At 63.7% G+C, this 15250-nt stretch carries 12 protein-coding genes; 5 read left to right on the top strand and 7 right to left on the bottom strand.

All coding sequences use genetic code 11. The features are described 5' to 3' along the window. The 4 genes from AAG799_RS18625 to AAG799_RS18610 all read right to left on the bottom strand — a co-directional run. On the bottom strand, positions 1-467 hold a 467-nt coding region (locus AAG799_RS18625), incomplete at its 3' end, for an SDR family oxidoreductase (RefSeq protein WP_341898294.1). A gap of 72 nt (positions 468-539) precedes the next feature. Continuing rightward, a complete protein-coding gene (locus tag AAG799_RS18620) occupies positions 540-1001 on the bottom strand; it encodes a hypothetical protein (protein WP_341898293.1) in 462 nt (153 codons plus the stop codon). Between the two features lie 128 nt (positions 1002-1129). After that, positions 1130-2275 (bottom strand): MBL fold metallo-hydrolase, encoded by a 1146-nt coding sequence (locus AAG799_RS18615; RefSeq protein WP_341898292.1) that lies wholly within the window; start codon positions 2273-2275, stop codon positions 1130-1132. 139 nt (positions 2276-2414) lie between these two features. Then, complete coding sequence (locus tag AAG799_RS18610; protein ID WP_341898291.1) at positions 2415-4208, bottom strand: acyl-CoA dehydrogenase; 1794 nt, start codon at positions 4206-4208, stop codon at positions 2415-2417. Positions 4209-4317: 109 nt separating this feature from the next. Here AAG799_RS18610 and AAG799_RS18605 point away from each other — a divergent pair, with 109 nt between their 5' ends. Continuing rightward, positions 4318-5247 carry an L-threonylcarbamoyladenylate synthase gene (locus tag AAG799_RS18605; protein WP_341898289.1) on the top strand — a complete coding sequence of 310 codons (930 nt, stop codon included), beginning with the start codon at positions 4318-4320 and terminating at the stop codon, positions 5245-5247. A 25-nt stretch (positions 5248-5272) separates the two neighbouring features. Further along, the gene (locus AAG799_RS18600; RefSeq protein ID WP_341898287.1) at positions 5273-6712 is read left to right on the top strand and encodes an FAD-binding oxidoreductase; all 1440 of its coding nucleotides are present in this window, start codon (positions 5273-5275) and stop codon (positions 6710-6712) included. An 11-nt stretch (positions 6713-6723) separates the two neighbouring features. Here AAG799_RS18600 and AAG799_RS18595 read toward each other — a convergent pair whose 3' ends face one another. The 3 genes from AAG799_RS18595 to AAG799_RS18585 form a co-directional block, all read right to left on the bottom strand. Continuing rightward, positions 6724-8577 carry a TRAP transporter permease gene (locus tag AAG799_RS18595; RefSeq protein WP_341898285.1) on the bottom strand — a complete coding sequence of 618 codons (1854 nt, stop codon included), beginning with the start codon at positions 8575-8577 and terminating at the stop codon, positions 6724-6726. An 82-nt stretch (positions 8578-8659) separates the two neighbouring features. Then, positions 8660-9616 carry a TAXI family TRAP transporter solute-binding subunit gene (locus AAG799_RS18590; protein ID WP_341898283.1) on the bottom strand — a complete coding sequence of 319 codons (957 nt, stop codon included), beginning with the start codon at positions 9614-9616 and terminating at the stop codon, positions 8660-8662. A gap of 69 nt (positions 9617-9685) precedes the next feature. Then, positions 9686-10135, bottom strand: coding sequence for a DUF488 domain-containing protein (locus tag AAG799_RS18585; protein ID WP_341898281.1), 450 nt, complete (start codon positions 10133-10135; stop codon positions 9686-9688). A 152-nt stretch (positions 10136-10287) separates the two neighbouring features. Between AAG799_RS18585 and AAG799_RS18580 the strand changes: the two genes are divergently transcribed. From AAG799_RS18580 to AAG799_RS18570, 3 genes are all read left to right on the top strand, one after another. Then, positions 10288-11412, top strand: coding sequence for an efflux RND transporter periplasmic adaptor subunit (locus AAG799_RS18580; protein WP_341898280.1), 1125 nt, complete (start codon positions 10288-10290; stop codon positions 11410-11412). A gap of 13 nt (positions 11413-11425) precedes the next feature. Continuing rightward, a complete protein-coding gene (locus AAG799_RS18575) occupies positions 11426-14578 on the top strand; it encodes an efflux RND transporter permease subunit (RefSeq protein WP_341898279.1) in 3153 nt (1050 codons plus the stop codon). 142 nt (positions 14579-14720) lie between these two features. Further along, the coding region (locus AAG799_RS18570; protein WP_341898277.1) for a DUF2855 family protein at positions 14721-15250 on the top strand (530 nt) is incomplete at its 3' end.

Below are 15250 nucleotides of genomic sequence, written 5' to 3'. Positions count from 1 at the left end.
GGCGGCGACAGGTTGAGGATATGCGGATTCTCCGCCTTCATCAGATGCGGCAGGCATTTCTGGCTGCACAGATAGGTGCCGCGCGTGTTGATCTGGTGCATCAGGTCATAGCGCTTCATCGGCGTTTCCAGCGTGCCGGTCAGCGAAATGGCCGAGGCATTGTTGACCAGGATGTCGATGCCGCCGAAAGCTTCCACGGCCTGGGCAACGGCGGCGTCCACCACCGCCTCGTCGCGCACATCCACCACCAGCGGCAACGCCTTGCCGCCGGCCTTTTCAATTGCTTCGGCGGCGGTGTAGATCGTGCCGGCCAGTTTGGGATGCGGTTCGGTGGTCTTGGCGGCGATAACGATGTTGGCGCCGTCTTTCGCTGCCCGCAGGCCGATGGCCAGGCCGATGCCACGGCTGGCACCCGTGATGAATAGCGTCTTGCCTTTGAGCGACCCGGTCTTGATCACCTCGGTCATGCGTCCCTCCCCGGTTCTTTCCGCGATCATAGCGCGGAGAGGGCCGGCGGCGGAAGCTGCCGTGGCGGCAGGTTACTTCTTGGCAGGCGCCTTGCCGGCCGGCGCCTTGGCGACCGTCCAGGTGCCACCGCTGCGGGCGCATTGCTCGGCCACATTGGGCGGGACGCCCTCATAGAAATAGGCCTTCACCGTGGCGGTTTCCGGCACCTGGTTCTCCGTGTCCGGCGGCAGGCCCTGCATGCGGCGGATATTGGCCTGGATGGTGCGCAACGGGGTGGCGCACATCCCGACATGGGCGGCCGGGCATTTGTCCAGCCGCTCGGGCACGGTGCGCACCTGCGGATTGCCCGATGGCCGACACATGCCATCGATCGTGCTCTGCGGCATGTCGCTCACTTCGTGGCATTGCACCATCTTCGGCCCGCCCATCGGCGTCATGTCCAGGGTCTGTCGGCAGGCCTGGGCAAACCCGGGCTCCGCCAGGCCAAGCAGGCCGAAGCCGATGATGAGGGCGACTGCCGAGACGGGTTTCATGCGCACTGTCCTTGCCAGAAAAGTTGGCCTTGCCAGAAATATTGGCCTTGCCAGAAAATCAGAGGCCCGGCGCTGTAACGCCGGGCTCACGGGTAGACTGCAAGACAAATGCGGTAATTGTGTGGCCGCTACTGGGCGGCCAGATCGGCCCCATTGCTGCGGCCGGCACTGCGGCTGAATTCGTAAATTCCCGCCGAATTCCGATGGCGCACCACATGGCCTTCATGCATCAGGTGATGCAGATGGGCCAGGGCCTCGCCAGCCGCCAGCGTCATATGATCCTTGATATCGCGGCGGAACAGCAACGGCAGGGTCTCGATCACTGTATGCGGCCGCTGCGCCAGGGCATCGAGCAGGGCTTCCAGCCGCACGGCATGATGACGCTGCAGCATGCCAATACGCTGATGCAGGCCGATGAAGGGATCACCATGGGCCGGGAGCACCAGCACATCGCCCGGCAGCGCGCTGAATTTGGCAAAGGAATTGAGATACTGGGTCAGCGGCAGGGCTTCCGGCTCGCCCGGATAAACGCCGATATGCGGCGAAATACGCGGCAGCACCTGGTCGCCCGAAATCAGCAGATTCAGTGCTGGCGCATAGAGGCAGGCATGCTCGGGCGAATGACCGTTGCCGACGATCACCTGCCAGTCATGCACGCCGATGCGCAGGCTGTCGCCCTCCTTGATGCGCTGGAAAGCACGCGGGATCGGCGTCACCGCCTTGGCAAAATTGCCAAAGCCGCGCGCCTTCAGCGCGTCGATCTGCGCCACATCGAAACCGAGGCGTTCATAGAAGGCGATCACATCGGCCGGCACATCGGGCATCTGCTCGAGTTCGAGCATGCGGCCAAAGCTCCATTCGCCGAAGGTCATCCACAGCGGCGCATTGAACTTCTCATGCAGCCAGCCGGCCAGCCCGATATGGTCGGGATGAAAATGCGTGCACAGAATGCGGGCGATCGGCTTGCCCTTCAGATGCTGGGCAACCACCTGGTCCCAGATCTTCTGCAGCCTGGATGACTTGAAGCCGGTATCGATCAGCGTCCAGCCTTCAGCCTCTTCGATCAGCCACAGATTGATGTAATCCAGGCCCGGGATCGGCACCGGCATGCGCAGCCACAGCACGCCCGGCCGCATCTCCATCACCTCGGCATCACCTGGCCTGCCGTCAAACGGATAGGTCAGGCTGCCCTGGTCCGATACGGCGGTGCCGTCGATACCGGGAACGGTCTTGGACTCTGATGCCAGAGTCTGGGGTGCGGGCGCATCGGCCACGGGTCTGATCCTGATTTTTGTTATGGAGGCGAATTGGGCCTCAGTCTGACGCTTACGTCAGCGTCAGACAAGGGTAAGCCTCAGTCAGGGGAAGTCCAGCACTGACGTTACGTCAATGCCGGTTTGATATCCCGGTTTCTCAGGCCCGCAGCAGGTCGGGCGTCACATCCGCCAGGCTGGCACTGCCCTCGGTGGCAGACCGGCACAGGCCATCCACGCTGGTGAGCACCTGGTCGGCAAACAGCCGGGCCGCCACGATCTTGGCAGTGAAATACGGATCGGTGGCGCCGCCCGCGATCTCGGCTTTTGCCGCCAGCGCCTGACGCGCCAGCAGCCAGCCGCCAACCGTGGTGGCGAACGCCCGCAGATAGGGCGTCGCACCGGCCAGCGCGGCGTCCGGATTTTTCGCCAGCTGGCCGCCGATCCACTGGCTGGCCTTGCCCAGCGACTTCAGTGCGCCATCCAGATTGGCATGAATGCCGGTGAAGCTGTCGCCAGCTTTCGCCGCTTCCGCCGCGGTTGCGGCGATCTGCGCGAACAGGGCCTTCACCGTCTCGCCGCCATTCAGCGGCAGCTTGCGCGTCACCAGATCGATGGCCTGGATGCCGTTGGTGCCTTCATAGATCGGCAGAATGCGCGCATCGCGGTAATGCTGGGCCGCGCCGGTTTCCTCGATGAAGCCCATGCCGCCATGGATCTGCACACCCATGGATGCCACTTCGCAGCCGATATCAGTGGCCCAGGATTTTGACAGCGGCGTCAGCAACTCAACCAATGCCTTGGCGTCCTTGCGTTCGGTTTCATCGGGATGGTGATGCGCCCGGTCGATGGATGCGGCATTCAGGTAGATCAGGCCGCGGCAGGCTTCCGTCAGGCTGCGCATCAGCATCAGCGTGCGCCGCACATCGGCATGTTCGATGATCGCCACATGCTGTTCGGCATTCATGCCCGGATGGCGGCCCTGCTTGCGCTGTTCGGCATAGCCCAGCGCCTGCTGGTAGGCGCGCTCGGCAATCGCCAGGCCCTGGCAGCCGACACTGAGGCGCGCGTTATTCATCATGGTGAACATGCAGCGCATGCCCTGGTTCTCGGCGCCGAGCAGATAGCCGACGCAGTCGCCGTTGTCGCCGTAGCTCATCACGCAGGTCGGGCTGGCATGGATGCCGAGCTTGTGCTCCAGCGACACCACGCGCAGATCGTTGCGCTTGCCCGGGCTTCCATCCTTGTTGACCAGCACCTTGGGCACGATGAACAGCGAAATACCCTTGGTGCCCGGCGGGGCGTCGGGCAGGCGGGCGAGCACCAGGTGGATGATGTTATCCGCCATGTCGTGTTCGCCATAGGTGATGAAGATCTTGCTGCCGCTGATGCGGTAGGTGCCGTCACCCGCCGGCACGGCCTTGGACTTCAGCGCGCCGACATCGGAACCGGCCTGCGGCTCGGTCAGGTTCATCGAGCCGGTCCATTCGCCCGACACCATCTTGGGCAGGTACATCGCCCTCTGCTCGTCGGTGCCATGTGCCATAATCGCGTCGATGGCGCCCTGGGTCAGCAGCGGGCAGAGTGAAAACGACAGGTTGGCTGCCTGCACCATTTCCTGCGCCGCCATGGTGACAGCCCAGGGCATCGCACCGCCGCCCAGCGCCTCGGGGAAGGGCATGCCGTTCCAGCCGCCGGCGACGAATTTCTTGTAGGCATCGACAAAACCGGGCGCGGTGCGCACCACGCCATTCTCGGCCTTGGCGCCTTCCTTGTCGCCGCCACGATTGAGCGGAGACAGCACGCCGGCGGCAAATTTGGCCGACTCTTCCAGCACGGCGACCACGGTTTCGGCTTCGGCATTTTCCAGACCCGGCAGCTGGGCCAGATCGGCCAGCCCGGCGATATGCTCGAGCGTGAAACGCATGTCTTTGACGGGGGCGACGTAGTCCATCTCGGTCTCCCTGACCACTGCTGTTCTGTAGGCGCAGGGATAATATGGTCCGGGATGGCTAGCAAGGCCAAGGCCCGCAGGCTAAAACTCGCCATGAACAGGACGTGGCATGGTTGACGTAACGATTTCAGAGGCCGCCGACCGACTGCGCCGTGGCGAGGTGGTGGCCATCCCCACCGAGACCGTCTACGGCCTCGCCGCCGATGCCACCAATGCGGCTGCGGTGGCCGGAATCTTCGCCGCCAAGGGCCGGCCCGATTTCAATCCGCTGATCTGCCATGTCGCCGATCCGGCCCAGCTGGATGCGCTGGTGGTGCTGGATGATCGCGCCCGCCGGCTGATTGCCGCCTTCTGGCCCGGTGCGCTGACCCTGGTGCTGCCGCGCCGTGCCGATTGCCCGGTGGCGTCGGCGGTTTCGGCCGGCCTGCCCTCGCTGGCCTTGCGTATGCCGGCCCATCCGCTGGCGCGCGAGCTGCTGGCCCGCATCGGCCGCCCGGTCGCCGCACCGTCCGCCAATCGCTCCGGCCATGTCTCGCCCACCACGGCGCAGCATGTGCGCGACAGTCTGGGGACAGAGATCGCCGTGCTCGATGGCGGCCCCTGCAGCGTTGGCCTGGAATCCACCGTGGTCGGGCTGACCGGCGATGCCGCCACGCTGCTGCGGCCCGGCGGCATCGCGGCCGAAGACATCGAGGCCGTGCTGGGTGAAACACTGGTGCAGCCCACCGACCAGACACTGCAATCGCCCGGCATGCTGCTGAAACATTATGCCCCGCGCCTGCCCGTGCGGCTGAATGCTGCGGCCGCCCAGGGCAAGGAAGGCCTGCTCAGTTTCGGCAAGCCCCTGCCCGGCTTCGCCACCGTCTTTCCGCTCAGTGAACGCGGCGATCTGGCCGAAGCCGCCGCCCGGCTCTATGCCGGCCTGCATGCGCTGGATCACGTCGCAGGCCTGGATGGCATCGCCGTGATGCCGATTCCACAGCAGGGCCTTGGCCTGGCCATCAATGACAGATTGGTCCGCGCAGCCCGTGGACGTTAGCCGCAAGAAGGCTAAAATCACTGCCATGAACGCACCGCTCTCGACACCGCTTTCCGCTGCCCTGCTCGACCGTTTCAAGGATCTGGTCGGCCCCAAGGGCTGGGTCACCGATCCCGATGTGCTGGCACCGCATTTCCGCGAGCAGCGCGACCTCTATGTCGGCTGTTCGCCGATGCTGCTGCGTCCGGCCAATACCGCGGAAGTCGCCGCCATCGTGAAGCTGGCACGCGAAACCAGAACCAAGCTGGTGCCACAGGGCGGCAATACCGGCCTGGTCGGCGGTAACATTCCCTTCATGAGCAATGACGAGATCATCCTGTCGCTGCAGCGCATGAACAGGATCCTCGCCATCGACCCGCTGAATGATACGATCACCGTGGAAGCCGGCTGTATCCTGCAGCAGGTGCAGCAGGCTGCCCGCGAGGCGGATCGCCTGTTCCCGCTCTCCATCGGCTCGGAAGGCAGTTGCACCATTGGCGGCAATCTCTCCACCAATGCCGGCGGCAATGCCGTGCTGCGCTATGGCAACACGCGCGAGCTGGCGCTGGGCCTGGAAGTGGTACTGGCCGATGGCCAGATCTGGAACGGCATGCGCGGCCTGCGCAAGGACAATACCGGCTACGATCTGAAAGACCTGTTCATCGGCGGTGAGGGCACGCTGGGTATCATCACGGCGGCGGTGATGAAGCTGCATCCGCTGCCCAAGGCGATGGCGACCGCCTTTACTGCGGTGCCGAGCCCGTCAGCCGCCATCGAGCTGCTGGCGCTATCGAAAGCCGCCACCGGCGGTCAGGTCACCGGCTTCGAGCTGATCTCACGGCTGTCGCTCGATTTCGCCCTCAAGCACAATCCCGGTACAACCGACCCGGTGTCCGAGCGGCATCCCTGGTATGTGCTGATGGAATTCTCGTCCGGCCGCGATGACGGCAATATCGGCGAGACCATGGAGGGCGTGCTGGCAGATGGCTTCGAGAAGGGCCTGGTGCTGGATGCGGCCATCGCGCAGTCCGATACCCAGCGCGCCGCCTTCTGGAAGCTGCGCGAGCTGCTGTCCAGCTCGCAGAAGCCCGAGGGCGGCTCGATCAAATGCGATATCTCGGTGCCGGTGTCGAAAATGGCCGATTTCATCGATATCGCCTCAAAGGCGGTGGAGGCCTATCTGCCCGGCATCCGCGTCGTCGCCTTCGGCCATATCGGTGACGGCAATGTGCATTTCAACGCATCCCAGCCGGTCGGCTGGGACCGGCTGGAATACCTGAAGCATTGGGATGCCGTGCACACCATCGTGCATGACATCGTCCAGGGCATGCAGGGTTCGATCTCGGCCGAACATGGCGTCGGCCGCATGAAGATCGACGAGATCGTGCATTACAAATCGCCGGTCGAAATCGAGATGATGCGCAAGATCAAGCGCGCCTTCGACCCCGACAACATCCTGAACCCCGGCAAGGTGGTCTGGCCCTAAGAGGCCAGATCCTATCCCTTCGCCGGCAGGGCAGTGTTGGGCAGCAGCTTCTGCCCGACCAGCACCAGAACCAGCAACGTGATGCCGGCCGCGTCGCCGATCCAGCCCGGCACCAGCGTCATCGCCAGCGCGCCGGCAATCAGCATGGCACGTTCATAATGCCGCAGATGCATGCGGAAGAAACCGTGCAGGCCGGCCGCCAGCATGGCGATGCCGATACAGGCCGAAACCGTAGCATGGATGATGTCCGGCCAGTCGCCGATCATCAGCAGGGCGGGCTGGAACACAAACATGAAAGGCACGATGAAGCCGGCGGCGCCGATCTTCACTGCGGCCCATCCCGCCTTCCATAGATCGGCCTTGGCCAGGCTGGCCGCGGCATAGACCGCCAGCGCCACCGGTGGCGTGATCGCCGACAGGATGGCGAAGTAGAAGGCGAACATATGCGCCGCCGGCTCGATCACGCCCAGCTTCATGATCGCGGGCACCATCAGCGATACCATGACGATATAGGCCGGCGTGGTCGGCATGCCCATGCCGAGGATGATGCCCGCCACAGCAGTGAGCACCAATGCCAGCAGCAGGCTGTTCTGCGACAGGCCGATGATCCAGTTGGTGAAGCTGATGCCCAGTCCGGTGAGCGTGATCGAGCCGATCACCAGGCCGGCGCAGGCACAGGCCAGCGCCACGGCGAGCGTATTGCGCGCGCCATCTTCGAGGGCTTCCGGAATCAGGCTCCAGCGCAGTTCCTGCCGTGTCGAGGCGCGCAGCATCGCCACTGGGAAACAGGCCAGCGTGCCGGCCAGAGCGCAATATGGCGCCGAATAGCCCGCCATCATGCCGCCCAGGATGATGGCGATCGGAATAAAAAGATGACCGCGCTCGCGGATCACGGTGAACAGGCGCGGCACCTCATGGGCCGGCAGGCCGACCAGGCCCTGACGCTTGGCCTCGAAATGCACTGCGCCGAAACAGGCGATGTAATAGAGGATGCTGGGGATCAGCGCCCAGACGGTGACCTGGAAATAGCTCACCGCCAAGAACTCGGCCATCACGAAGGCGGCTGCACCCATGATCGGCGGCATGATCTGGCCGCCGGTGGAGGCGACCGCTTCCACGCCGGCGGCGAAATGCTTGGTGAAGCCGGTGCGCTTCATCAGCGGAATGGTGATCGGTCCGTCGACCATCACATTGGCCACGGCCGAGCCCGAGATGGTGCCGAACAGCGAGGACGACACCACCGAGACCTTGCCCGGCCCGCCGGCCTGGCGGCCCGTGAGGGCCAGGGCGAAATCCATGAACAGCTTGCCGGTGCCGGTGCGCTCCATCACCGAGCCGAACACCACGAAAATGGTGACATAAGCCGCCGAGACCGCCAGCGTCGAGCCGAAGATGCCTTCGGTGGTCATGTAGAGCTGATCCAACAGGGTGAGCGGATCGACTCTGGTGACGAACAGAGCATGCGCCATGAACAGCAGCGCGGTGATCGGCAGGGCCCAGCCGATCACGCGCCGCGTCGCGTCCAGCACCACGATCACTAGGCCAAGGCCGGCAACGATGTCGAGCGGCTTGAGGTCGTCGATATAGATGATGCGGTTGATGAAGTAATCGTAGTCGATGAACAGGTGACCCAGGCCAAGCGCAGCCCCGGCGAACAGAAGGGCATCGAGCCAGGCGAACCGGCGATGACCGTCCTTGGTCTCGGCAAAGGGATAGAGCAGGTAAACCAGCACCAGGGCGAAGGCCAGATGGGTGCCACGGAAAATCAGCGCCTGCGGCGGACCCATGGCGATGACCCACATATGGTACAGCGCCATCGTCACGCCAATCGGCGCCGCCACGCGGGCCAGCAGACTCTTATCCATGATTTCCCCCGACCAGCACCAAAAAAATTACCGGCGTCGCCCTTATAATGAAGGCGCGACGCCGGTCAGTCGCCTCAATCGATTACTTCAGGGCGCCGACTTCGCGGTAGTATTTCGCGGCACCCGGATGGAACGGCACGCCGATATCCTCGGCCATATCCTTCGCCGTCACCTTGGCCATCGCCTTGTTCACGGCGGCCATATCGGCCATCTGGGTCGCCATCGCCTTGGTGATGGCATAGACCTGCGCTTCCGGCAGCTTGCACGACGCGATGAAATGCGCCGAATAGGCGATCACCGGCACATCCTTGTCCTGCTTCGGATAGGTACCGGCCGGCACCACGCCCTTCACATAGCCGGCATTGATCTTCTTCATCGCCGCAACCGCCGCATCATCGGCCGGGATCAGGCGCACGCCGCGCGAGGAGGCCAGATCCATCACCGAGGAGGCCGGGATCGTGGTGCCAAGCGTGAAGACCTGGGCATGGCCATCCTGCAGCAGGGCGGCAGCGTCATTGTAGGAGGCCATGAAGTTGACCTTGCTCATGTCGCTGTAGGACATGCCGTGCGCTTTGAGGATATCCGCCGAGATCGCCTCCGCGGTATTGCCCTTGGTCTGCACGGCAATCGCCTTGCCCTTCAGGTCGGCGATCTTTTCGATCTTGGAATCGCCGGTCACCACCACCTGGAAATACTGCGGATAGAGATTGGCGACCTGACAGACATTGGCAGTCTTTTTCTCAAACGGCGGATTGCCGTTCACGGCATCGACCGTGGAGATCGAGTTGCCGAAACCGAAGTCGGTCTTGTTTTCCTCGACGCCCTTCACATTGGCGATACCGGCGCCCGGCAGGGTCTGGATCGTTATGCCTGGCACGGCCTTTTCGAACATCGCCTTCATGGTGCCGCCCAGCGGCACCCAGACGCCGCCCTGCGGACCGGTCATCAGCTTGTAGGTCTGCGCCTGCACATCCGTACCGGCCAAAGCCGCGACACTGGCCGCAAGAATTCCGATTGTAGCGATGTTGCGATACCGCATGACGTCCTCCCGTTGGTGTTTTTATGGAGGCAAAGTCTGCGTATACGTCCCTGCCGCGTCAAGCAAAGATCAGCCGAACAGATCCTGTTGTTTCGGCGATTGCTGCAGCGCGTCATTGGGCAGCACTGCACCATCGGCGAGGATATGCATCACCGTTGCGCCATTTTTCAGCAGTGCTGGCGTGACCAGATGGGTGCGATGGCACTGCAGCGGATCGCGTTCGGCACACATGATCGCTGTCGGGGTCGTCTCGGCCAGCACCAGCAGCTCGGCGATGGCGTCAGCAAAGACCGGCTCCGGCGCCCGCGGCTTGCCGCCCAGCGCCTGCCCCAGCCAGCGATAGCTGATGCCGCCCGCCCGCAGGCTCTGCTCCAGGGCGGCGCGGTTGAACTGCGGGGCAAAGCGCGAGGCGGGTGCCGAGCGCACATCGGCCAGCAGTCCGATGCCATGCCGGCGCAGCAGGGCCAGAAAGGTTTCGGCCGGATGGCTGGAATGCCCGATGGTGAAAATCGCCGGCAAGCTGTACCTCGCTTGGAGTCCTGTGATGAAAATCACAAGTTACCTAAAGGTAACCATCGCAGGATGGACGGTATTTGTGCGTGTCTATATACACGGCAGCGACAGGATAGGCACCCGCGTAAGGCAAAACCGGCGGGCCTGGGGGAAGACAGATGAAACGCGTTGTGAAGATCGGTTTGGGCGTGCTCGGGCTGGCCATCCTGGTTGGCGGCGGGCTGGTCGTGCTGAAAGGCCGCCAGGCGGCATCGCCGGCCGCGGCGGCTGCCCCCGCCCGCTTCGAGGGCATCGAATTCTCTCCCGCCGACCTGACACCGGCGATCCGCACCGATCTGCGCCAGGTGGTGCGGTTCAGCGGCGGCCTGCAGCCGCTGAACCAGAGCATGATCCGTGCCGAGGTTGCTGCCGTGGTTACCGAGATCACCGTGCGGCGCGGCGAGCGCGTGAAAAAAGGCCAGTTGCTGGCCCGGCTCGATACTGCCGATGTCGCCGCCAAGCTGCGCGAAAAGCAGAGCAATCTCGACAGCGCCCGTTCCGCGCTCAATCTGGCGCAAATCAATCGCGAGAAGGCCGAAACGCTACTGCAGCGCGGCGTGAAGTCGCAGACTGCGATGGACGAGGCCGAAAATGCCTGGCGCACCGCACGCGCTAATGTCGCGGCCCTGGAACAGCAACTGACCATGGCGCGGAAGGCGCTCGGCGATGCCGCCATCTACGCGCCCATCGACGGCCTGGTCGGCGACCGCCTGGTCAATCCGGGCGAGCGTGTCGCTGTGGATGCCAAGCTGTTTGTCATCGCCGATCTCGACACCATGGAAGTGGAAGCCATGGTGCCGGCGCGCGACGTGCCGCAGCTGAAAATCGGCCAGAAGGTGAGCTTGCGCGTCGAAGGCTTTGGCGACCGCGTCTTCACCGGCCAGATCGACCGCATCAATCCCACCGCCCAGAGCGGCTCGCGATCCATCCCGGTCTTCATCCTGCTCGCCAATCCCGATCATGTGCTGCGCGGCGGCATGTTCGGCAGCGGCGAGGCCGTGCTGGCCGAAGCAACACAGGTTGTGGCGATCCCGCAGGAAGCGCTGCGCCAGGAAAACGGCACGCCTATTGTTTATGTCCTGAAGGACAAGCAGGTGCAGCGCCGCGCCGTGACCGTGGCGATCACCGGTACCGCCGAAGGCCGCATCGGCATCGCCAGCGGTCTGGAGGCCGGTGAAACCGTGGTGGTGACCCCCGGCCTGCGCCTGAATGACGGCCTCGCCGCCCGCATCGCCGGCCGGTAAAGGAGCGCACGCCATGTGGCTCACCCGGATCAGCGTCAACAACCCCGTTTTCGCCACCATGATGATGCTGTCCCTGCTGGTGGTGGGGTTGTTCGCCTATTTCAAGCTCAGCGTCGAACAGTTCCCCGATGTCGAATTCCCCATCGTGGTGGTCAGTACCAGCTATCCCGGCGCCACGCCGGAAAGCGTTGAAAGCGAAGTCACCCGCCCGGTCGAGGATGCGGTCAACACCATCAGCGGCGTGCGCACACTGACCTCGCGCTCGCTGGAGGGCCGCTCCACGGTCATCATCGAATTCGAGTTGACCGTCAGCGCCGTGGCCGCCGTGCAGGACGTTCGCGAGAAGATCGCCCAGGTGACGCCGCGCTTCCGCGACGAGATCAAGACCCCGGAAATCACCCGCTTTTCACCCGACAACCAGCCGGTCGCCTCGATCACCGTGCGCAGCGAGCGCCGCGACCTGCGCGAACTGACCACGCTGGCCGACCAGGTGATCCTCAAGCGCCTGCAGACCGTGCGCGGCGTCGGCCAAGCCTATATCGTCGGCGGCCTCAAGCGCCGCATCAACATCCTGCCCAATCCGGAAAAGATGCAGGCCTATGGTGTCGGCATGGACCAGCTCGTCGCCGTGCTGAAGGCCGAGAACCAGCAGATTCCGCTCGGCACCCTGACCCGCCCGCAGACCGAGTTCGTCGTGCAGATCGAAGGCCGCGTCACCGATCCGCGCCGACTGGCAGAGCTGGTGCTGGCGCGCCGCGGCAACACCTCGGTCACGGTCGGTGATATCGCCACGGTGGAAGACGGCTCGGAAGAAAAGGAAGCCGTCGCGCTGTTCAATGGCGACCGCCAGCTGGCAATCAGCTTCGTCAAGGTGCAGGGCTCCAACACGCTGGAGGTCATCACCGGACTCAAGCAGGCGATCAAGGATCTGCAGCCCGACCTGCCATCCGATATTTCGCTGCAGTTCATGCGCGACGACAGCCGCGCCATTCTCTCCTCGGTCAACGGCGTCCAGCGCACCCTGATCGAGGGCGCCATCCTCACCGTCCTGATCGTCTTCCTGTTCCTGAATTCCTGGCGCAGCACGGTGATCACCGGCCTGACCCTGCCGATTGCCGTGATCGGCACCCTGGCCGCGGTCTATGCCGCCGGCTTCACGCTGAACAAGCTGACTCTGATGGCGCTGTCACTCGCCATCGGCATCCTGATCGACGACGCCATCGTGGTGCGTGAAAACATCACGCGTCATGTCGCCATGGGCAAAAGCCATCGCCAGGCATCGCTGGACGGCACCAACGAGATCGGTCTCGCGGTACTCGCCACCACCTTCTGCATCGTCGCGGTCTTCCTGCCGGTCGCCTTCATGGGCGGCATCATCGGGCGCTTCTTCCTGCAGTTCGGTATCACCGTCACCGTCGCGGTGCTGATCTCGCTGTTCGTCAGCTTCACGCTCGATCCCATGCTGTCCAGCGTGTGGCACGACCCCGACAGCCAGCCCAATGCCAAGCGCGGGCTCATCGGCCGCGTTGTCGGCCTGGTCGACAAGGGCATGGAATGGCTCGGTCGCGTCTATCGCCGAATCCTGAGCTGGAGCCTGCGCTTCCGCTGGCTGGTACTGCTGCTGGCAGTATTCAGTTTCATCGGCACCATCGGCATCCTGCGGTCCGGCGCCATCGGCACCGAATTCCTGCCCGAACCCGATCTGTCGGAAATCCTGGTCGAGATCACCGCGCCCTCCGGTTCGGCCATCGACTATACCGAAGCCAAGATCCGCCAGGTGCAGGATGCCCTGAAGGAATTCCCCGAGGTGGACTATTCCTTCGCCTGGATCAATGCCGGCTCGTTTGCGCGCCGCAATGTCGGCACGCTCTATGTGCGCTTCGTGCCGATCGACCAGCGCAAGAAATCACCGCAGCAGATGGCGGTGCAGTTCCGCGAGCGGCTCGGCCGCATCGCCGGTATCGACAATATCAACATCGGCCAGGCCAATCTGGGTGGCGGCCTCAACAAGCCGATCATGATCGCGCTGAAGGGCCAGGATCTCGCCACGCTGGACAAGCTGACCCAGCAGGCCATGGAGATCATGCGCACCGTACCCGGCGTGTCCGATCTGGAATCCAGCCTGAAGGCCAACAAGCCGACCGTGGCGCTGGATGTCGACCGCCAGCTGGCCGCCGATCTCGGCGTCAGCACCACGGCGATTGCCAATACCCTGCGCCCGCTGCTGGCCGGTGAGGAAGCCGGCACCTGGAAAGCGCCGGATTCGGAAGATTACAGCGTCTTCGTGCGCCTGCCGCGCGACGACCGCACCGGCATGCCCGATCTCGCCCGCATCTATGTCGCGTCCAGCCAGATGAATGCCGATGGCAATCCGAAGATGGTGGCGCTGTCGCAGGTGGTTGCCATCCAGCCTTCCACCGGTTCGACCCAGATCAACCGCCGCGACCTGGCCCGCGAAGTGCTGCTGACCGCCACCACCGATGGCCGCCCGGTCGGCGAGGTCAGCCGTGCCATCCAGGCCAAGCTGGAAGAGATGACCCTACCGCCCGGCTACCGCTTCTGGTTCGGTGGTGCATCGAAAGACATGAAAGAGTCGGCCGGCTATGCCGCCGCCGCACTGCTGCTGGCGATCATCTTCATCTACCTGATCCTTGCCTCGCAATTCGCCAGCTTCCTGCAGCCGATTGCCATTATGGCCTCGCTGCCGTTGTCGCTGTTCGGCGTGGTGGTCGGCCTCTGGGCCTGGGGTTCCACCTTCAGCATGTTTGCCGTCATCGGTTTCATCATGCTGATGGGCCTGGTCACCAAGAACGCCATCCTGCTGATCGATTTCGTCAATCACGCTCGCCGCGAGGGCATGTCGCGTGCCGATGCCATCCTGGAAGCCGGCGAAATCCGCCTGCGCCCGATTTTGATGACTACGCTGGCGATGATCTTCGGCATGTTGCCGCTGGCGATGGCGATCGGCGAAGGCGCCAAGCAGACCGCCGGCATGGCCCATGCGGTGATTGGCGGCCTGATTTCCTCCACCCTGCTGACCCTGGTGGTCACGCCGGTGATCTTCACCTATCTGGATGACCTTGGCGTCTGGGCCAGCCGCAAGCTGGCCAGTGCGCGGCCTGACGATGCCGGCCATAAGGATGACGTCAGGCAGCCCGCCGAATAGTTCCAATTTGCCCGCGATTATCCGTGGATTTTTGTCCGATGCTTGTCACATCAGGGACATGATCGGCGCCCTAGATTAAAGGCTGACGCCACACGAGCAGCTATAAAACTAGAAACCGCCCAAGCTCCATGGGGAGGCTCCAATGTCGCAAATTCTCACTGCCACCGCCAAATCCGATCTCGCCGCCACGCAATTCGCCGTGCGCAAGGACGACCTGACCCAGGTCCGTTTCACCGACTTCACCTTGCATGCCGACGACCTGCAGCCCGACCAGGTGCTGGTCAAGATCGACAGTTTCGCCTTCACCGCCAACAACATCACCTATGCCGAGCTGGGTGATAAGATGTCCTACTGGGGATTCTTCTCCGGCCAGGATGACGGCTGGGGTATCATCCCAGTCTGGGGCTTTGCCGATGTGGTGGCCTCGCGCCATCCCGCCATCGCGGTGGATGAACGCATCTACGGCTATTTCCCGATGGCGACCCATCTGGTGATGCAGCCGGTCAAGCTGACCGACAGCAGCTTCATCGAGGGCATGCCACATCGCGCCAAGTTGCCGCCGGCCTATAACAGTTATCTGCGCATCACCACCGAACCGGCCTTTGCCGAATCGTTCCAGCCCTATCAGGCGCTGCTGCGGCCGCTGTTCGTCACGTCTTTTCTGATCGACGA

This window comes from Ferrovibrio terrae, assembly GCF_943371255.1.
GTDB lineage: Bacteria > Pseudomonadota > Alphaproteobacteria > Ferrovibrionales > Ferrovibrionaceae > Ferrovibrio > Ferrovibrio terrae_B.
Note: the sequence above shows the minus strand (reverse complement) of the source record. Positions and strands in the feature narration are given on the sequence as shown.

What these genes read in the sequence shown, in the direction of transcription:
- AAG799_RS18620 (WP_341898293.1), bottom strand. Translation starts at nt 1,001, where the DNA reads ATGAAACCCGTCTCGGCAGTCGCCCTCATCATCGGCTTCGGCCTGCTT.
- AAG799_RS18610 (WP_341898291.1), bottom strand. Translation starts at nt 4,208, where the DNA reads ATGGACTACGTCGCCCCCGTCAAAGACATGCGTTTCACGCTCGAGCAT.
- AAG799_RS18605 (WP_341898289.1), top strand. Translation starts at nt 4,318, where the DNA reads ATGGTTGACGTAACGATTTCAGAGGCCGCCGACCGACTGCGCCGTGGC.
- AAG799_RS18600 (WP_341898287.1), top strand. Translation starts at nt 5,273, where the DNA reads ATGAACGCACCGCTCTCGACACCGCTTTCCGCTGCCCTGCTCGACCGT.
- AAG799_RS18595 (WP_341898285.1), bottom strand. Translation starts at nt 8,577, where the DNA reads ATGGATAAGAGTCTGCTGGCCCGCGTGGCGGCGCCGATTGGCGTGACG.
- AAG799_RS18590 (WP_341898283.1), bottom strand. Translation starts at nt 9,616, where the DNA reads ATGCGGTATCGCAACATCGCTACAATCGGAATTCTTGCGGCCAGTGTC.
- AAG799_RS18580 (WP_341898280.1), top strand. Translation starts at nt 10,288, where the DNA reads ATGAAACGCGTTGTGAAGATCGGTTTGGGCGTGCTCGGGCTGGCCATC.
- AAG799_RS18575 (WP_341898279.1), top strand. Translation starts at nt 11,426, where the DNA reads ATGTGGCTCACCCGGATCAGCGTCAACAACCCCGTTTTCGCCACCATG.